The sequence below is a fragment of the Psychrobacillus sp. FSL H8-0484 genome (assembly GCF_038005325.1).
Taxonomy (GTDB): Bacteria; Bacillota; Bacilli; order Bacillales_A; family Planococcaceae; genus Psychrobacillus.
Genome location: NZ_JBBOSZ010000001.1, coordinates 1,294,290 through 1,313,009 on the forward strand (window position 1 = coordinate 1,294,290; position 18,720 = coordinate 1,313,009).

Genomic DNA, 18,720 nt, shown 5'->3' on the forward strand with positions numbered 1-18,720 from the left:
CAGTTCTTTGGGAGTTTGTTGTTTAGAGAGGAGAATAACCATGTTAACTTCTAAAAAAATTGTGGTCTGTGTGACAGGTGGTATTGCCGTATATAAAGCCGTTGCACTTGTAAGTAAATTAACGCAGGCTGGAGCAGATGTGAAAGTCATAATGACGAGGTCTGCGATGGAATTTGTACAACCTTTAAGCTTTCAAGTAATGTCTCGTAATGATGTGTATGTGGATACATTTGATGAAAAAGATTCTAGCGTCATTGCGCATATCAATCTAGCGGACTGGGCAGATTTAGTCATTGTTGCACCAGCAACAGCTAATGTCATTGGCAAGCTTGCAAACGGGATTGCAGATGATATGGTGACGACGACTTTACTAGCAACAACTGCGAAGGTATGGATTGCACCGGCAATGAATGTACATATGTATGATAATGCAGCAGTAAAACGAAATATAGCTCGACTTTCCGAAGATGGATATTCATTCATTGAGCCTTCTGAAGGCTTTTTAGCATGTGGGTATGTAGGGAAAGGTCGACTAGAGGAACCAGAAAATATTGTGAAGCTAGTAGAAGATTATTTTTCTCCAAAGGATTTACCTTTAAAGGGACAAAAAGTAGTAGTGACTGCAGGTCCTACAAGAGAAAGAATAGACCCAGTTCGTTTTCTAACTAATTTTTCTAGCGGAAAGATGGGCTATGCAATGGCAGAGGCCGCAGCTAATTTAGGCGCTGACACCGTGCTTATTTCTGGCCCAGTTAGTATAGATGCTCCTTCTAATGTAACGTTTGTCTCGGTTGAAAGTGCACAGGGCATGTACGATGCAGTGGTAGCGCAGTTCGATACAGCTTCTATTGTGATTAAAACAGCAGCAGTTGCAGACTACAAACCAAAAGTAGTACAAGCTCAAAAAATGAAAAAACAACCTGGGGAAGCGACCATTGCTTTAGAGCGAACAACCGATATTCTTGCTGAGCTTGGGACTAGGAAAACAAATCAATTATTAATTGGATTTGCAGCAGAAACAAATGATGTTGTTCATTATGCAAAAGGGAAATTGGAAAAGAAAAATGCGGATTATATTATTGCCAATGACGTAACAGAAGCGGGTTCAGGTTTTGGAACAGATACAAATTCCGTCACGTTAGTTGGACATAATGGCGTAGAAATGCATTTTCCTCATTTAACTAAAAAGGAGCTTGCGCTTCAATTACTTCAAACTATTATCCAGCTAGAAAAAGATGGGCGTAAATGATAGTAGAAGTAATTGTAGATGTATCTGCCTATCCAATTGACCGACCATTTGACTATATCGTACCCGAGCATTTAGAAGAACTAGTGGAACGTGGAAGTCGCGTTCATGTCCCTTTCGGAAATCGTAAAGTACAAGGCTTTATTACGAATATTAAACAGCATACTGATTTAGATATGTCCAAGCTAAAAGAAGTTCAATCGATCATTGACGTGGAGCCCGTTGTCACGGAAGAGCTTCTGCAATTGTCCAAATGGCTGACGAAAAAAACGCTATGCTATGAGATTGATGCACTTCAAGTTATGCTTCCAGCTGCGCTACGTGCTTCGTATAAGAAAAACATTAAACTCATAAATCCTGTTGGTCTGGATGATGCCTTTTTAGACCTGTTTGGCAAAAAAGATATCGTCTCCTATGAGGCTATAGAAAAAGCGGATTTATTACGTCCGATGAAAAAGTACTTAACTGCAGGTAACGTGCAACTAGAAACAGTCATCAAACAACAAGCAAAAGCAAAAATAATTGTGAAGTATAAGCTTGTGGAAGATAAAGAATATATTGCTGAGCAGTTAAATGAGTTAACGAAACAAGCAACGAAACAAAAAGAACTGATCGAATGGTTGTTACTGCAAGAGCAAGGTGCTTTTACGATGCAGGAACTAGTAGAATCTGCAAATGTCAGCACTGCTACCGTCAAAGCATTGTTAGATAAGCATGTGATACAAAAAGGTACCAAAGAAGTGTATCGTGAAATTACATCACTCGAGTATAACGATAAAGATCAACGGTTTCAGCTGACCGATGAACAATCGAATGCATTAACCAAGATTACTCATTCACAAGACCATGCAGAAAATACGACATTTCTTCTGCACGGCGTAACAGGTAGTGGGAAAACAGAAATCTACTTACATGCTATAGAAAATGCGATTTCTAAAGGGAAGCAAGCGATTATGCTTGTGCCTGAAATTTCCTTAACCCCTCAAATGACGCGTCGTTTTAAACTACGCTTTGGCGATCAAGTAGCTGTGATGCATAGTGGCTTATCGATCGGTGAAAAGTACGATGAATGGCGTAAAATTTGGCGCGGCGAAGTAAAAGTAGTGGTAGGAGCAAGATCAGCTGTTTTTGCACCTTTTAAAGATTTAGGTGTCATCATTTTAGATGAAGAACATGAATCTACCTATAAGCAAGAAGATACTCCAAGGTATCATGCAAGGGATGTAGCGATTTGGCGTAGCGAGTTTCATCAATGTCCGGTTATTTTAGGAAGTGCTACTCCGTCTCTTGAATCCTTTGCACGAGCTACTAAAGATGTGTATTCCTTGCTAACGTTACGTTTGCGTGCGAAAGAGCAAGCCTTACCTACCGTGAAGGTTGTCGATATGCGTGCAGAGCTTAAAAATGGTAATCGTTCCATGTTTAGCGTAGATCTTGCCGATGCGGTGAAGGAAAAGCTTGAAAAGAAAGAACAAATTGTGCTGTTTTTAAATAAAAGAGGATTTTCATCCTTCGTTTTATGTAGAGACTGTGGAACGGTTGTGGAATGTAAGCAATGTGATATTTCCCTAACGTATCATCGTGCGGGAGAGCAGCTTAAATGTCATTACTGTGGACACGAAGAACCAGTCCCAACGAAATGTCCAGAATGTACAAGTGACCATATTCGATTTTTTGGAACTGGTACGCAAAAAGTAGAAGAAGAAATTGCGAAGTTTTTTCCGTATGCACGAGTACTTCGCATGGATGTAGATACAACTAGAACAAAAGGGTCTCATGAACGCATATTGAAGCAGTTTGGAGACGGAGAAGCGGATATCTTACTTGGCACGCAAATGATTGCAAAAGGATTAGATTTTCCGAATATAACGCTTGTTGGCGTGTTGAATGCTGACACGACCCTACATCTAGCAGATTTCCGAGCTGCTGAAAAAACGTTTCAGTTGATGACGCAAGTAAGTGGACGAGCTGGGAGACATGATAAAGAAGGCGTCGTGTATATTCAAACGTATACTCCGGAGCATTATGCCATTGAGCTTTCCAAGTCCCAAATGTATGAACCTTTTTATCATAGTGAAATGCTAGTTCGGAAACAGTATGAATATCCACCTTTTTATTATTTAACGCTTGTGCAAGTGACGCATGAAAATGTCCTGCTTGCTGCCGAATATGCGAAGCTTGCGACCGATTGGTTAAGAGAAAATCTTTCCTCTAGTACGATGGTCGTTGGTCCTACAGCATGTGCAATTAGTAAAATCCAAAATAGATATCGTTACCAATGTTTGATAAAATACAAAAAAGAACCACTATTAATTGAAAAACTACAGCAACTAATTAAAATATACCGTACGGAGTGGATGAAAAAAGGGATTATATTAACCGTCGACTTAGATCCATCCACTATTTTATAAGCTGTTTGAAATGAGGAAAAGAAATGGCAATTCTAGAAATAATCACACACCCAAATGATGTCCTTACGACAAAATGTAAGGAAGTAAAAGTATTTGATAAAAAGCTAGCAGCTCTTCTAGACGATATGTACGATACAATGGTCGCTGCTGATGGTATTGGACTTGCAGCACCCCAAATCGGTGAAACGATTCAAGTTGCCATTGTCGATCTAGGAGAAGGACAAGAAGTGATTGAAATGATTAATCCGGAAGTCGTTGAAATTGGTGGCTCTGAAATTGAAATAGAAGGTTGCTTAAGCTTTCCAGACATATACGGCGAAGTAGAGCGTCCGTTTTATGTGAAAGTAGAAGCACAAGATCGCGATGGTGCCTTGTATGAATTAGAAGCAGAAGATTATGAGGCAAGAGCCATCTTGCATGAAATCGACCATTTACACGGTGTTTTATTCACATCTAAAATCATTCGTTACGTAGACGTGGAAGAACTTGAGAATGCGGAGGAGGAAGAAGCATGACATCTATCGTTTTCATGGGGACACCTGCATTCTCCGCTCCGATACTACGTATGCTCGTAGAGGAAGGCTATCAAGTGTTAGCTGTTGTAACGCAGCCAGATCGTCCTGTAGGGAGAAAAAAAGTATTAACTCCACCGCCTGTAAAGGAAGAGGCACTTAAACTTGGTTTGCCAGTCATTCAACCGACAAAACTAAAAGGTTCAGAAGAACTTCAGCAAATTATCGCTTTAAATGCTGATTTAATCGTGACGGCTGCATTTGGGCAATTACTACCAAAAGAATTGCTGGACGCTCCTACGCTTGGATGTATTAATGTCCATGCATCCTTGTTACCAGCATATCGTGGAGGTGCTCCAATTCATCAGGCTATTATCGATGGGCAAGATAAAACGGGAGTAACGATTATGTATATGGAAGAAAAGCTGGATGCTGGTGATATAATCGCCCAAAGTGAAATTGGCATTGAGCATGCAGATGATACAGGATTACTGTTTGATAGGCTAAGTAAAGTTGGCTCTGACTTATTAAAAGAAACGTTACCTGCGATTATTGCTAAAACAAATGATCGTGTGAAACAAGATGAATCATTGGTAACGTTTGCAAGAAATATTTCTAGAGAGCAGGAAAGACTCGATTGGAACAAATCCGCATTACAGTTACACAATCAAATTCGAGGACTTCATCCTTGGCCAGTCGCATATACAACGTTGGAAGATCAAACGGTTAAAATTTGGAAAGCAGATACGATACAAGTAAATACAAAAGAACAACCAGGAACTGTTGTGAAAATAGAGTCGGATTATTTTGTTATTCAAACAGGATTTGAAGAAGCAATTCGAATAAACGAATTACAACCATCTGGAAAAAAGAAAATGTCCGCAGAAGATTATTTGCGTGGCGTTGGTTCGAAATTGCGAATAGGGGATAACTTTGAATGACGAAAAAAACAGAAAAAATCTGGACAGGTAATGTTCGAGATGCAGCACTAACTATTTTAATGGCCGTGGAAAAACAACAAGCGTACAGCAACTTACTTTTACATCAAACCATTGAAAAATATACTATCGAGCCTAAAGACCGTGCATTACTTACGGAACTAACCTATGGAACTCTTCAGTACAAAATGACATTAGATTATTATTTACAGCCATTCATTAAAGGAAAACTAGATGATTGGGTGAAACAATTACTACGTCTATCTTTATATCAAATTCATTATTTATCCAGAATTCCTGATCATGCAGCCGTAAACGAAGCAGTGAATATTGCCAAAAGAAGAGGGCATAAAGGTATTTCGGGAGCCGTAAACGGAATATTACGTTCAATATTAAGAGAAGGTGTACGTTCTACGGAAGAAATTAAAGATGAAGTGGAACGACTATCTATTGAAACAAGTCACCCATTATGGATGGTGAAGCGTTTTATATCTCAATATGGTTTTGAAACGACCGAAAAAATGCTAAAAGAAAATAATGAAGCACCCGTTACAACGCTTCGAGTGAATATATTCAAACGAACAGTAGAACAAGTACTTCATTTATTAACACAAGAAGGATATGTCGTGGCACAAAGCGAAGTTATTCCTGAGTGTATTTATTTGTTTAATGCTCAAGCAGCAAAAACAACAGCTTTCCAAAATGGCTTTGTAACGATTCAAGACGAAAGTTCCATGATTCCTGCTTATGCGCTTCAAGTGGAGCCTGGTATGACTGTATTAGATATGTGTTCTGCTCCTGGTGGAAAAACAACGCATATTGCAGAAAAAATGAAAAACACTGGGAAGCTAGTTGCAATGGATATTCACCAGCACAAATTAAAGCTAGTGAAAGAAAATGCGGATAGACTTGGATTTAATTTTATCGAAACCGTCGAAATGGATGGTCGTAAAGCATCGGAAGCTTACCCAGAACAATCATTTGACCGCATTTTAGTCGATGCACCATGTAGTGGTCTTGGGGTGATGAAACGTAAGCCAGACATTAAATACACGAAAAACGAAAAAGATTTTGCTACCCTTAAGCCGATTCAAATGAATCTATTAGACGAGGCATACAAGCTATTAAAACCAGATGGCCTATTAGTTTATAGTACTTGTACCGTGGACCGTGAAGAAAATGAAGGAACGTCACAATTGTTTTTAGAATCTCATCCAGATATGCACCTTCAACATTTTCCAGACGTTGTAAAAAATATTAAAGAACAAGAGCAAGAGGGAATGCTACAGCTTTTCCCACATGATTTAAGAAGTGATGGATTCTTTGTAGCGGTCTTTCAAAAGAAGAGCTAATTGCAACGTTGTTCTAAACCAATAAGAGGTGAATGAATAGATGAAGTTCGTTGTTAAAACTGATGTAGGTATGAAAAGGACGGTAAATGAAGACCGTGTAGATGTGTTTGTTCGCAAAGATCATCGAATACTAGCTGTTGTTGCAGATGGTATGGGCGGTCATAACGCTGGAGATGTAGCAAGTGAAATAGCTATTTCCGAATTTCAAAAGTATTTTCATGCTTACAATCCTTCTATTGTAAAAGCAAAAGATTGGTTAACGTATACATTTCAATCTATTAATCAGTCAATTGTTAGGCACTCATCCATCACGGCAGGCTGTGAAGGAATGGGTACTACGTTAATCGCTGGTCTGTTTGAAAATAATAAAGGTCTCATCGCACATGTAGGAGATAGCCGTGTGTATCACGTTACGAAAGAAAAGGTTCAACAAATTACACGTGACCATTCTTACGTAAATGTTTTAATTGATTCAGGGGAAATTAGTGAAGAGCAAGCAAAAACGCATCCTAAGAAAAATGTATTGATGAAAGCAGTTGGAACGGAACGAACGATTCACCCGGATTTTTTTGAAGTAGAATTTCCCCAAAATTCTTATTTTCTTTTTTGCACGGATGGATTAAGTAACAAATTAAGTGAATCCTTTATACAGAACATTCTTTTTTCGAATAAATCTCTCGAACAAAAAGGAGAGGATTTAGTGGAGGAAGCAAACAAATCTGGTGGAGAAGATAATATTTCATTAATCTTGTTATCAAACAACGCTGAGGAGGTGTAAGGATGTTAATAGGTAAAAGAATTAGTGGCAGATATAAGCTACTCGATATGATTGGTGGAGGCGGCATGTCAAATGTGTATTTAGCGCATGACATGATTTTAGACCGTGATGTAGCGATTAAAGTATTGCGCTATGATTTTTCAAATGAAGAAGAATTACGTCGACGTTTTCAACGTGAAGCACTATCTGCAACGAGCCTTACACACCCACATATTGTGAACATATATGATGTAGGAGAAGATGAGGATATTCACTATATTGTCATGGAATATGTCAAAGGTGATACATTAAAACAATACATACAACAAAAAGCTCCTATTTCACCGGCTAAATCTGTCTCTATTATGAAACAGCTTACTTCAGCAATTTCAACTGCTCATAATAATCACATTATTCACCGTGATATTAAGCCGCAGAACATTTTGCTGGACGAGCAAGAAAATGTAAAGATAACAGATTTCGGTATTGCTATGGCGCTTAGTGCGACATCCTATACGCAAACCAATTCCGTATTAGGGACAGTTCATTATTTATCACCCGAGCAAGCGCGCGGAGGAACAGCTACGAAGCAATCAGATATTTATGCATTAGGGATTGTATTGTTTGAACTTCTTACGGGGCAACTCCCGTTTTCAGGAGAATCAGCAGTTTCGATTGCATTAAAGCATCTCCAATCAGAAACCCCTTCCATTCGAGCAATCATTCCGACTATACCGCAAAGTTTGGAAAATGTTGTGCTAAAGGCCACAGCGAAGGATGCGAAGAATAGATATCGTTCTGCAGAGGAAATGGAAGCGGATTTAGCGACTGCTTTATCACCAGAAAGAGCAAGCGAGAAAAAGTTTGTTGTAGCTATTGACGAGGATGCAACAAAAGTTTTACCAATTATTAAAGAACCTGTTTCTTTCGAAGAAGTTTCTGAGACGAAAAAAATGTCTACAGCATCCGTGCCATTGGAAAAAAATAGTCCAAAACCGAAACAAAAGAAACGGAAAATTATTAGTGGTGTAATAGCTGGAATAGTATTATTAATATTACTAATGATTATTGTATTCCCAGGGTTATTTAGACCAGAAAAAATCGAAGTTCCTGATGTTGCAAATCTAGAGCTTAAGGCTGCTATTGAACAATTAGAGGCAGATGGATTTAAGGTTGGGGATCAAACAGAAGAGCCTTCGGATGAAGTGGAGGAAGGAAATGTTATTCGAACAACCCCTGAAGCAGGGAAGCTTCGTGAAAAAGAAACCGAAATTCATTTGTTTGTTTCCTCTGGGAAGGAAACCTCTACCATGGAAGACTACACGGGTAGAGGCATTGATCAAGTCAAAACGTTGTTTCAAAATCATAGTATCCAAATAGTAGAGGAATTTTCGTCAAAAGCAGTTGGAACCATTTTAGACCAATCACCAAAAGAGGGTACGGAAATTATTCCAGGTGAAACAGACTTAGTGTTCACCGTAAGTAAAGGGTTAGAACTAAGAACAGTTAAAGATTTAACTGGATTTAACGAAAAGGCATTAAGTGACTATGAAAAAAGTACGGGATTAAAAATAGTCGTTAGAAGTAAGGTGAATTCTGAAAGTGAACCTAAAGGAAACGTTCTAGAACAAACACCTAAAGTAAACGCAAAAGTGCCACCTGGCAGTACCATTGAGGTTACACTGTCGGATGGTCCAAAAGCAAAGGCTACTCGATTTTTTGTTAAAACTGTGACGATTCCTTATGAACAACCTCCAGAAAACGCGGAAGGTAGCGAGGGTGAGAATGGAGAGGTAGTTGTCCCAGAACAAATTGTTCGTATTTATATTGATGATAATACGAGATCAATGACAGTGCCAGTAGAAGAGTTTGTTTTGACAGAAACAATCGAAAAACAAATAAAACTAGAAATCAGTGAAGGTCAAAAAGCAGCGTATCGTGTGGAAGTAAATTCAACTGTAATTGCAGTAGAAACGATTGCTTATGAGGATATAAATTAGGGAGGCTTTGGATGCCAAAAGGTCAAATTAGAAAAGCATTGAGCGGATATTACTATGTGTACGACGACAATGACAAGCTTATTCAATGTCGGGGTAGAGGCGTTTTTAGAAATAGGGGAGAATCCCCATTAGTAGGGGACTTTGTCGATTATACGGTTGAAGGAAATAATGACGGTACTATCACAGTTATACATGAACGGAAAAATAACCTAGTTCGTCCCCCTATTGCCAACATAGACCAAGCAATTTTAGTGTTTTCCATTAAAGAGCCGGATTTCAACACCATATTATTGGATCGATTTTTAGTTGTCCTAGAATCATTCCAAATTGAGCCAATCATTTGCTTAACGAAGAGTGATTTAATGGACGAAAAAATGGAAAAAACGATGGAACAATATATGAAAGATTATGAACAAATTGGTTATCAACTATTAATGACCTACAAGGATGATCCGGAATTCGATGCCAAAATTGCACCTCTCCTAAAAGGTAAAACGACCGTTTTAGCAGGTCAATCTGGTGTTGGGAAATCTACGTTATTAAATACAATTTTACCTTCACTTGACCTTAAAACTGGTATTATTTCCAATGCACTTGGTCGAGGAAAACACACGACAAGACATGTGGAGTTAATAGAAGTGTGTGATGGTCTACTAGCAGATACACCTGGATTCAGTTCGTTCGAGTTTGATTTGATGGAAAAAGAAGAACTCACTTACTGTTTTCCAGATTTTGTAGCCAAAAAAGATGACTGTAAGTTCCGTGAGTGTCTGCATGTGAAGGAACCGAAATGTGCCGTAAAAGATGCAGTCGAATCAGGAGAAATAAAAGATTATCGTTACAAACATTATTTGCAGTTCTTTGATGAAATAGTAGATAGAAAGCCGAGGTATTAATTATGGTGAAAATCGCCCCATCCATTTTAGCAGCAAACTTTGCTAAGCTAGGAGAAGAAGTATTAGAAGTCGAAAAAGCGGGAGCAGAGCTAATTCATATTGATGTAATGGATGGACACTTTGTTCCGAATATTACAATGGGACCAATTGTTGTGGAGGCACTTCGTCCACTGACAAAGCTTCCTTTAGATGTCCATTTAATGATTGAAAATGCAGATCAGTATATTGAGGCTTTTGCAAAAGCCGGCGCCGACTATATTACAGTCCATGTCGAAGCCTCTCCACATCTTCATAGAACGATTCAATTGATTCGTTCATTTGGCGTGAAGCCAGGAGTTGTGTTAAATCCTCATACACCAATAGAGTCTATTCAACATGTGTTAGAAGACATTGATATGGTTCTGTTCATGACAGTTAACCCAGGATTTGGCGGGCAAAAGTTTATTCACTCTGTCGTTCCTAAAGTGAAACAACTATCTGACATTATTAAAACAAGAAACTTATCCATTGAAATAGAAATTGATGGTGGAATAAATGAAGAAACGATTAAGCCTTGTGTAGAAGCAGGTGCTACTATTTTAGTGGCAGGGTCAGCTATATACAATGCTCCAGATAAAGGAAAAGCTTTGCAAGCAATTAAAGAAGCTGGTTTAAGCGTAGCGGCGAAATGAAACGAGTAATTGTTTACGCTGGAGGTCCATTAGAAGAAGTTGTTGATCTTAAACAGCTTCTTCTTTTGCAAGATGAAACTGTTTTTATTGGTGCAGATAGAGGGGCTATTCATTTATTAGCAAAAGGAATAACACCAGATGAAATTATTGGTGATTTTGACTCCCTTACAGATGAAGAATTACATATGCTCAAACTTAAAATACGAAATGTTACGATATTACAGGCGGAAAAAGACGAGACAGATACCCACATAGCTCTTCAAGAGGCGTTAAAATATAAGCCAGATGAAGTGATTTTAACTGGGGTAAGTGGTGGGCGTCTAGATCATTATGAAGCAGCTTTACATGACGTATGCCACTTTCAATTAAATCATCCAACTATTCCTTTTTCCATTCAAGATAAGCAGAATCGCATTCAGTTTTTATTTCCTGGAACCCATGAAGTGGAGAAATATGCATATTTTAAGTACATTTCATTCTTTTCATTTGGTGAAATGGTGAAGAATATTACGTTAAAAGGATTTAAGTATAACGTTGCTAATGAGAATATGATGGTAGGGGATGCAAAGTTTATTAGCAATGAACAAAAAGATCGAACAAGTACTATCTCTTTCACTGCGGGCATATGTTTAATGATAAGAAGCAGTGACTAAAAGGGAGGAATTGTGTGAAGGTCTACACATTTAGATTGCCTAAATCCGTCAGTAGTATTGTCAAGGTTTGTATTCGTTTGTTTAAGAAGGACGAAGTGAAGAAGTAGGAAACGAAAAAATGCCAGGTCGACAGTAGTCGGCCTGGCATTAATTATGAGTGCGATTAAACGCGCTCAATTTTTCCTGATTTTAAAGCTCTAGCAGAAACCCATACACGTTTAGGTTTACCGTCAACAAGAATACGGACCTTTTGAAGGTTTGCCCCCCATGTACGCTTAGTAGCGTTCATTGCGTGAGAACGAGCATTACCAGAACGAGCTTTACGCCCAGTGATTGCACATACTTTTGGCATTATATTTCCTCCTTTAAAAAAGAAGCTGAAAGATTTTTCAGTTCGATATTTCACATACTTTAATAATTTACCACAGACTTTTATTATACGCAAGGCTTATCAAGAAAAAAACCTTTACAGACAAAAAGTGTCCAATATTATAAAAGTGCGCAAACGGAGCATCTGTTTGATTGGTTTTGTCTCGTTCGGAGTACGCTTTGTCGTGTTCGAAAGGTATTTTGTCGCGTTCACAGCATTTTTTGTCTCACTCTACCATTTATTGTAGGGCATGAGACTCATGCAGGAAAGCGAGACAGACGAGACCCTGCAAGTAGCGTAAGCGAAGGAGTAGGCACATCGCTCGCCCGCGGAAAGCGAATGCCAGAGCGCTAAATCCTAGCAGTAACTATTTATGCGCGCTATTTTAAAACAGGGAAACTGTAGACGAAAAGAAACGTTTCTTTTATAATTTCAATGGGTGTAGTACAATAAAGGATAGTCAAAAAGGACTTGGGAGGTTTCAACATGTCAATTGAATTGAATAACGAATTCGGACAAATCGATATATCACAAGATGCAGTTGCTCAAATTGCTGGCGGAGCCGCAATGGAGTGCTATGGGATCGTTGGTATGGCGTCAAAGCATCAAATTAGAGATGGTTTAACAGATATATTAAGAAAAGAGAATTTCACTAAAGGCGTTCTAGTAAGACAAGAAAAAGAGGATCTACATATTGATATGTATATTATAGTAAGTTACGGAACGAAAATTTCTGAAATAGCTTATCAAGTACAATCCAAAGTGAAGTACACACTTAATAAATCTCTTGGTATGTCTGTGAAATCCGTAAATGTTTATGTACAAGGAGTTCGCGTGGCAAACGTGTGATTAAGGAGAGAAAATAATGAAATCAATCAATGGTATTCAATTTGCAGATATGGTCAAGATGGGAGCACATCATCTTTTCCAAAATGCAGATTACGTCGATGCATTAAATGTATTTCCTGTACCAGATGGTGACACAGGAACAAATATGAACCTTTCTATGACTTCAGGCGCAAAGGAAACAGCTGCGAATACTGGAGAGCATATTGGTAAAACAGCACAAGCTCTATCTAAAGGCTTACTTATGGGAGCTCGTGGAAATTCAGGTGTTATTTTATCACAACTATTCAGAGGTTTTGGAAAGTCTATCGAGCAAAATGCTACATTAGATGCAAAACAATTTGCACAAGCCTTACATTACGGTGTCGAGACAGCTTATAAAGCAGTAATGAAGCCTGTGGAAGGTACCATTCTAACAGTAGCGAAGGATTCTGCGAAGAAGGCTGTAGAAGTAAGTGGAACAGTTGAGGACATTCGCGAGTTAATGACAGCAATTGTGGAAGAAGCAAAACAATCATTAAATAGAACACCAGACCTATTGCCTGTTTTAAAAGAAGTAGGAGTAGTAGATAGTGGTGGGCAAGGACTTGTATTTGTTTATGAAGGCTTCTTAGCGAGCTTGAAAGGCGAAGAACTACCAGAGAAGACTGTTAGTTCCTCCATGGATGATCTTGTAAATGCAGAACACCACAAAAGTGTACAAGGGTTTATGGACACTGCTGATATCGAATTTGGTTTTTGTACAGAATTTATGGTTCGATTTGAAGAGGGTAAAAAAGCCTTTGATGAAACGGCATTCCGCAATGACTTAAGCGCGTATGGAGATTCTTTATTAGTTATCTCCGATGATGAAATTGCTAAAATCCATATTCACTCCGAAACTCCAGGTGAAGTGTTATCATATGGCCAACAATACGGAGACTTGATAAAAATAAAAATCGAGAATATGCGACAACAACATACCGAAATCGTTGAGGCGGGATACTCAAACGAGATGCCAACGAAAAAAGCAGAAAAACATCCTTATGCCGTTGTAACGGTAGCAATGGGATCTGGTGTTTCGCAACTGTTGAAAAGCCTAGGTGCATCGGCTGTCATTGAAGGTGGTCAAACGATGAATCCTTCTACAGAGGATATTGTGAAAGCAATTGAAGCTGTTGGTGCAGAACGAGTACTTATCTTACCAAATAACAAAAATATTATTATGGCTGCTGAACAAGCAGCAGAAGTTTTAGGAATTGAAGCCGCGGTAGTGCCGACAAAAACTATTCCTCAAGGGATGGCGGCAATTTTAGCGTTTAATGCTCAAGTGACTGTAGAAGAAAATCAGAAGAATATGACGGCTGCATTTGCTCATGTGAAAACAGGTCAAATTACTTTTGCTGTTCGAGACACGTCTATAGACGGTGTTGAAATTAAAAAAGATGATTTCATGTCCATTGCGGAAGGGAAAATCATTCTTTCTAATCCTTCTAGAGTTGAAGCTGCAACAAACTTAGCAAAAGCATTGATAGATGAAGAAGCAGAAATTGTCACCGTCATTTACGGTGAAGACGTTACAGAACAAGAAGCGAAAGAATTTGCTACGTATATTAAAGAGCAATTTGAAGATATTGAGGTTGAACTGTATAACGGTAAACAACCACTATATCCTTATATTTTATCTGTTGAATAATACAAAACCGCGTGGAGGATTAATCCACGTGGTTTTTGATTTACTACAACTTTGTTTAATATAACTATTAAGTGTAAAATAGATTTATTAAACATTAAATTGGAGGTCTGTTAATTGAAATTCAAATCTGTTTTTGACATAATTGGACCCGTTATGATTGGACCATCCTCTTCCCATACTGCTGGAGCAGCACGCATCGGTCGAGTTGCACGAGATTTATTCGGAAAGCAACCTACTTGGGCTAAAATATATTTGTATGGATCTTTTGCGGAAACGTATAAAGGGCATGGGACAGATATAGCGATAATCGGTGGATTACTAGATTACGATACATTTGATGAGCGTATTAAAACTGCTTTTGAAGACGCGGAAAAAGTAGGACTTTCATTTGAATTTATTCCAGAAACAGCACATACGGACCATCCAAATACGGCGCGTATTGTTATTGGTGATGGCCAGCAAGAGATGTCGATGGTTGGAATATCGATAGGTGGAGGAAAAACGGAAATTACAGAATTAAATGGATTCCCCCTTCGACTGTCTGGTAACTTAGCAGCTATTTTGGTTGTACATGAAGATCGTTCTGGATGTATTGCTAGTGTTTCCAATTGTTTAGCGAAGTATGATATTAATATTGGTCATATGGAGGTTTCTCGAAAAGAGAAAGGGAACATGGCGTTAATGGTTATCGAAGTGGATCAAAATATAAACGAATCTATTTTAGTAGAGCTTACTAAATTGCCAAATATTACTCAAGTTACAAGAATTGCAGATTAAGGAGGGATATCGTGGAGGTTTTATTTCACAATGTTCGTGAGCTAGTAGAAAGAGCGAATGAAGAGAAAAAGCTTATTTCTGAAATTATGATTGAGCAAGAAATCATGATAACCGGACGTTCGCGAGAAGAAATTATGAGTCAGATGGATCGTAATTTGACGGTCATGGAAGAAGCGGTGGAAAGAGGGTTAAATGGTGTCCGTTCTACCTCTGGATTAACGGGAGGAGACGCAGTTCTTCTGCAAGCCTATATGAAAAAAGGGAAATCACTTTCAGGCGAATTAATGCTAGATGCAGTAAGTAAAGCGGTTGCGACGAATGAAGTGAATGCTGCTATGGGTACTATTTGTGCTACACCTACTGCGGGTTCAGCTGGCGTTGTACCTGGAACGTTATTTGCGGTGAAAAATAAATTAAATCCAACTAGAGAACAAATGATTCGCTATTTGTTTACTGCCGGAGCATTTGGCTTTGTTGTAGCGAATAACGCATCTATTTCTGGAGCTGCTGGTGGATGTCAGGCAGAGGTTGGTTCAGCCGCTGGGATGGCTGCAGCAGCGATTGTCGAAATGGCTGGAGGAAATCCTGCACAAAGTTCGGAGGCTTTTGCGATAACACTTAAGAATATGCTTGGTTTAGTTTGTGACCCTGTAGCTGGACTTGTAGAGGTACCTTGTGTGAAACGAAATGCAATGGGAGCTTCTAATTCTCTAGTAGCTGCAGATATGGCCCTTGCAGGTGTAACGAGTCGCATTCCATGTGATGAAGTAATCGATGCAATGTATAAAATTGGCCAAACAATGCCAACTTCCCTAAAAGAAACAGCTCAAGGCGGACTCGCTGCAACTCCAACTGGTAAATGGTTAGAGGCTAAAATTTTCGGTGGAGCAGTGGTAGGCAGTGGAAATTAAAAAGGATGAGTTAGTCACTTCCTTAAAAGGAGTGGGAAGTGGTACAGCTAACGCATTACATGAATTAGGGATTGTCACATTAGAAGATTTAGTCATGACATTTCCTTATCGACATGAAGATTTTCGATTAAAAAATTTAGCAGAAACCGCCCACAATGAGCGAGTAACAGTAGAAGGAAGGGTCGAGAGTGAGCCTTCTCTTCTTTTTTTAGGGAAAAATAAATCGAGGCTGCAAGTTCGTTTATTAGCAGGACAGCATCTTATTAAAGCGGTATTTTTCAATCAAGCCTATTTAAAAACGAAGATTATACCGGGTTCTGTTGTTACGGTAACAGGTAAATGGGACAGAGGTAGACAGGTTATTAATGTTAGTACTTTTTCTGCCGGTCCTAAAACAGATCAACAAGATTTTGAGCCAGTTTATTCTTTAAAAGGTTCCATAAGTCAAAAGATTTTCAGGAAATTTATGCGACAAGCCTTAGATGAAATACAGGGGTACCTAGTAGATTCTTTACCAGAATCGATTAGAGTGCCTTATCGTCTACCGAATATTTCGGAGGCATTAGAGGGTATACACTTTCCGCAAGATGCCGATCATTCCAAGAATGCTCGACGACGTTTTGTGTATGAAGAGCTGCTTACTTTTCAGTTGAAAATGCAAGCAATTAAAAAAGTACGCAAAGAACAAAATGTTGGGAATAGCGTTGCTTACAACAATGATATGGTGAAAAAGTTAATTGAATCATTACCATATGAACTAACGAATGCTCAAAAACGAGTTGTCAATGAAATTTGTCGAGATTTGAAGGAACCACATCGAATGAATAGACTTTTGCAAGGAGATGTAGGTTCTGGGAAAACAGTTGTAGCAGCTATTTGTTTGTTTTCGGTCATTACCGCTGGATATCAAGGCGCTCTTATGGCGCCGACAGAGATTTTAGCGGAGCAGCATGCAAGCTCGTTAGACGAATGGCTTTCTCCGATCGGGGTTAAGATTGCCCTACTGACAGGTTCTACAAAGGCGAAAGCTCGTCGAATTGTATTAGAAAACTTAGAAGCTGGAAACATCGATTTACTAATTGGTACGCACGCTTTAATTCAACCGGATGTAAAGTTTAATCGCCTTGGCTTAGTTATTACAGATGAACAGCATCGATTTGGGGTTGAGCAACGGAGAGTATTGAAGGAAAAAGGTGAAAATCCTGACGTTTTATTTATGACGGCTACTCCGATTCCTCGTACTCTAGCGATTACTGCCTTCGGTGAAATGGATGTATCGATTATCGATGAAATGCCAGCGGGACGTAAAAAAATCGATACACATTGGATGAAGCATGATCAGCTGCACAAGCTAGTAGTCCGCTTAAAAAAAGAATTAGCAAATGGGCGACAAGCATATATTATTTGTCCGCTAATTGAAGAGTCGGAAAAACTAGATGTACAAAATGCTGTGGATGTGTACAATATGATGTCAGCGGAGCTTGGGAATGACTATTCTGTTGGTTTAATGCACGGACGACTTCATCCAGATGAAAAAGATGAAGTGATGCGTGATTTTTCGGATGGTAAAGTTCATTTGCTTGTTTCGACTACGGTTGTAGAGGTAGGCGTAAATGTCCCGAATGCGACGTTTATGATTATTTTCGATGCAGAACGTTTTGGCCTAGCGCAGCTTCACCAGCTAAGAGGCCGAGTTGGTCGTGGTGAACATCAATCATATTGCGTATTGCTCGCAGACCCTAAATCGGAGGAAGGTAAAGAACGAATGATCTCGATGACGGAAACGAATGACGGATTTGTTCTTGCGGAAAAAGATTTAGAACTTCGAGGCCCTGGTGACTTTTTTGGGAGAAAACAGAGTGGATTACCAGAATTCAAAATGGCAGATCTTGTGCATGATTATCGTGCATTGAATACCGCAAAAGCAGATGCGGAAAGGCTTTTGAACTCCGATGAATTTTGGAAGTCGGAGGAAATGGAAGGATTGCGGACAATTTTAATAAACTCCAAAGCGTTGGACGGAGAAAGAATTGATTAACGGAATGTGAGATTGATTTTGAATCAATTCTTGCATTCTTTTTTTAATATTTATATACTGATATTAGTACCAAGTGCTAAGATGGTGGTGATTGGATGAAATATACAAAAAAAGATAGACAAAAACTGCTTATGGAAACATTAGATAAGAACCCGTTTATTACGGATGATAATTTGGCTTCCACATTTAATGTGAGTGTGCAGACTATTCGTCTTGATCGAATGGAACTATCCATTCCTGAATTACGGGAACGTATAAAATCAGTTGCAGCGCATAATTACGAGGAAGAAGTAAAGTCGCTTACGATTGAAGAAGTAATCGGAGAAATTATTGATATTGATTTAGATAAGCAAGCAATTTCTTTATTGGATATTACACCGGATCATGTATTTGCAAGGAATGGCATTGCGAGGGGGCATCATTTATTTGCGCAAGCAAACTCTTTAGCTGTTGCTGTTATTAATGATGAACTAGCACTCACAAGAAAATCAAAAATTACGTTTGTAAAGCCAGTAAAAGCAGGAGATAGAGTCATTGCAAAAGCGGTAGTATTAGCGAGTGACACAGAAAAGAACAGCACATTGATTGAAGTGACTAGCAAAGTAGATAATGAGACCGTTTTTGTCGGGGAATTTAATATGTATCGAGTAACAATGTCTTAAAAAAA

At 38.8% G+C, this 18,720-nt stretch carries 18 protein-coding genes; 17 read left to right on the forward strand and 1 reads right to left on the reverse strand.

Annotated elements, in window-relative coordinates; translation table 11 throughout:
- The first annotated feature begins 40 nt into the window (after positions 1 to 40).
- From coaBC to spoVM, 11 genes are read left to right on the forward strand one after another with little or no spacing between them, the layout of a single operon-like run.
- Entirely contained in the window at positions 41 to 1,249 is a 1,209-nt protein-coding gene (gene coaBC, locus MHH81_RS05920) for a bifunctional phosphopantothenoylcysteine decarboxylase/phosphopantothenate--cysteine ligase CoaBC (protein ID WP_340919024.1), read from the forward strand.
- Complete coding sequence (gene priA, locus MHH81_RS05925; protein WP_340919027.1) at positions 1,246 to 3,657, forward strand: primosomal protein N'; 2,412 nt, start codon at positions 1,246 to 1,248, stop codon at positions 3,655 to 3,657. Before coaBC ends, priA begins: the two co-directional genes overlap by 4 nt.
- Before the next feature lie 23 nt (positions 3,658 to 3,680).
- On the forward strand, positions 3,681 to 4,172 hold the full coding sequence (gene def / locus MHH81_RS05930) for a peptide deformylase (protein WP_340919029.1): 492 nt from the start codon (positions 3,681 to 3,683) through the stop codon (positions 4,170 to 4,172).
- Positions 4,169 to 5,110, forward strand: coding sequence for a methionyl-tRNA formyltransferase (gene fmt, locus MHH81_RS05935; protein WP_340919032.1), 942 nt, complete (start codon positions 4,169 to 4,171; stop codon positions 5,108 to 5,110). Before def ends, fmt begins: the two co-directional genes overlap by 4 nt.
- Positions 5,107 to 6,459, forward strand: coding sequence for a 16S rRNA (cytosine(967)-C(5))-methyltransferase RsmB (gene rsmB / locus MHH81_RS05940; RefSeq protein WP_340919034.1), 1,353 nt, complete (start codon positions 5,107 to 5,109; stop codon positions 6,457 to 6,459). The genes fmt and rsmB overlap by 4 nt, the downstream gene beginning before the upstream one ends.
- Positions 6,460 to 6,499: 40 nt before the next feature.
- Positions 6,500 to 7,237, forward strand: a complete 738-nt coding sequence (locus MHH81_RS05945; RefSeq protein WP_340919036.1) for a Stp1/IreP family PP2C-type Ser/Thr phosphatase — start codon at positions 6,500 to 6,502, stop codon at positions 7,235 to 7,237.
- A gap of 2 nt (positions 7,238 to 7,239) precedes the next feature.
- Positions 7,240 to 9,216: a Stk1 family PASTA domain-containing Ser/Thr kinase gene (gene pknB, locus MHH81_RS05950; RefSeq protein WP_340919039.1), complete on the forward strand. Its 1,977-nt coding sequence runs from the start codon at positions 7,240 to 7,242 to the stop codon at positions 9,214 to 9,216.
- Positions 9,217 to 9,227: 11 nt separating this feature from the next.
- Positions 9,228 to 10,112 carry a ribosome small subunit-dependent GTPase A gene (gene rsgA / locus MHH81_RS05955; RefSeq protein WP_340919041.1) on the forward strand — a complete coding sequence of 295 codons (885 nt, stop codon included), beginning with the start codon at positions 9,228 to 9,230 and terminating at the stop codon, positions 10,110 to 10,112.
- 2 nt (positions 10,113 to 10,114) lie between these two features.
- Positions 10,115 to 10,783, forward strand: coding sequence for a ribulose-phosphate 3-epimerase (gene rpe / locus MHH81_RS05960; RefSeq protein ID WP_340919043.1), 669 nt, complete (start codon positions 10,115 to 10,117; stop codon positions 10,781 to 10,783).
- On the forward strand, positions 10,780 to 11,436 hold the full coding sequence (locus MHH81_RS05965) for a thiamine diphosphokinase (RefSeq protein ID WP_340919045.1): 657 nt from the start codon (positions 10,780 to 10,782) through the stop codon (positions 11,434 to 11,436). Before rpe ends, MHH81_RS05965 begins: the two co-directional genes overlap by 4 nt.
- Before the next feature lie 14 nt (positions 11,437 to 11,450).
- Positions 11,451 to 11,543: a stage V sporulation protein SpoVM gene (gene spoVM / locus MHH81_RS05970; RefSeq protein WP_340919048.1), complete on the forward strand. Its 93-nt coding sequence runs from the start codon at positions 11,451 to 11,453 to the stop codon at positions 11,541 to 11,543.
- A 56-nt stretch (positions 11,544 to 11,599) separates the two neighbouring features.
- Here spoVM and rpmB read toward each other — a convergent pair whose 3' ends face one another.
- A complete protein-coding gene (gene rpmB, locus MHH81_RS05975) occupies positions 11,600 to 11,788 on the reverse strand; it encodes a 50S ribosomal protein L28 (protein WP_142605779.1) in 189 nt (62 codons plus the stop codon).
- 504 nt (positions 11,789 to 12,292) lie between these two features.
- Between rpmB and MHH81_RS05980 the strand changes: the two genes are divergently transcribed.
- The 6 genes from MHH81_RS05980 (at position 12,293) to fapR (ending at position 18,715) form a co-directional block, all read left to right on the forward strand.
- Complete coding sequence (locus tag MHH81_RS05980) at positions 12,293 to 12,655, forward strand: Asp23/Gls24 family envelope stress response protein (RefSeq protein WP_340919050.1); 363 nt, start codon at positions 12,293 to 12,295, stop codon at positions 12,653 to 12,655.
- Positions 12,656 to 12,671: 16 nt separating this feature from the next.
- Positions 12,672 to 14,327 (forward strand): DAK2 domain-containing protein, encoded by a 1,656-nt coding sequence (locus MHH81_RS05985; protein WP_340919052.1) that lies wholly within the window; start codon positions 12,672 to 12,674, stop codon positions 14,325 to 14,327.
- Positions 14,328 to 14,441: 114 nt separating this feature from the next.
- Positions 14,442 to 15,104 (forward strand): L-serine ammonia-lyase, iron-sulfur-dependent subunit beta, encoded by a 663-nt coding sequence (sdaAB, locus tag MHH81_RS05990; protein WP_340919054.1) that lies wholly within the window; start codon positions 14,442 to 14,444, stop codon positions 15,102 to 15,104.
- 11 nt (positions 15,105 to 15,115) lie between these two features.
- The gene (gene sdaAA, locus MHH81_RS05995; RefSeq protein WP_340919056.1) at positions 15,116 to 16,015 is read left to right on the forward strand and encodes an L-serine ammonia-lyase, iron-sulfur-dependent, subunit alpha; all 900 of its coding nucleotides are present in this window, start codon (positions 15,116 to 15,118) and stop codon (positions 16,013 to 16,015) included.
- Complete coding sequence (gene recG, locus MHH81_RS06000) at positions 16,005 to 18,053, forward strand: ATP-dependent DNA helicase RecG (RefSeq protein ID WP_445678071.1); 2,049 nt, start codon at positions 16,005 to 16,007, stop codon at positions 18,051 to 18,053. Before sdaAA ends, recG begins: the two co-directional genes overlap by 11 nt.
- 95 nt (positions 18,054 to 18,148) lie before the next feature.
- Positions 18,149 to 18,715, forward strand: coding sequence for a transcription factor FapR (gene fapR, locus MHH81_RS06005; protein ID WP_340919058.1), 567 nt, complete (start codon positions 18,149 to 18,151; stop codon positions 18,713 to 18,715).
- The last annotated feature ends 5 nt before the right edge of the window (positions 18,716 to 18,720 follow it).

Coding starts and splice junctions, on each gene's coding strand:
- fmt (WP_340919032.1), top strand. CDS start 4,169: ATGACATCTATCGTTTTCATGGGGACACCTGCATTCTCCGCTCCGATA.
- pknB (WP_340919039.1), top strand. CDS start 7,240: ATGTTAATAGGTAAAAGAATTAGTGGCAGATATAAGCTACTCGATATG.
- priA (WP_340919027.1), top strand. CDS start 1,246: ATGATAGTAGAAGTAATTGTAGATGTATCTGCCTATCCAATTGACCGA.
- MHH81_RS05980 (WP_340919050.1), top strand. CDS start 12,293: ATGTCAATTGAATTGAATAACGAATTCGGACAAATCGATATATCACAA.
- rsmB (WP_340919034.1), top strand. CDS start 5,107: ATGACGAAAAAAACAGAAAAAATCTGGACAGGTAATGTTCGAGATGCA.
- fapR (WP_340919058.1), top strand. CDS start 18,149: ATGAAATATACAAAAAAAGATAGACAAAAACTGCTTATGGAAACATTA.
- rsgA (WP_340919041.1), top strand. CDS start 9,228: ATGCCAAAAGGTCAAATTAGAAAAGCATTGAGCGGATATTACTATGTG.
- MHH81_RS05945 (WP_340919036.1), top strand. CDS start 6,500: ATGAAGTTCGTTGTTAAAACTGATGTAGGTATGAAAAGGACGGTAAAT.
- MHH81_RS05985 (WP_340919052.1), top strand. CDS start 12,672: ATGAAATCAATCAATGGTATTCAATTTGCAGATATGGTCAAGATGGGA.
- def (WP_340919029.1), top strand. CDS start 3,681: ATGGCAATTCTAGAAATAATCACACACCCAAATGATGTCCTTACGACA.
- MHH81_RS05965 (WP_340919045.1), top strand. CDS start 10,780: ATGAAACGAGTAATTGTTTACGCTGGAGGTCCATTAGAAGAAGTTGTT.
- coaBC (WP_340919024.1), top strand. CDS start 41: ATGTTAACTTCTAAAAAAATTGTGGTCTGTGTGACAGGTGGTATTGCC.
- rpe (WP_340919043.1), top strand. CDS start 10,115: ATGGTGAAAATCGCCCCATCCATTTTAGCAGCAAACTTTGCTAAGCTA.
- rpmB (WP_142605779.1), bottom strand. CDS start 11,788: ATGCCAAAAGTATGTGCAATCACTGGGCGTAAAGCTCGTTCTGGTAAT.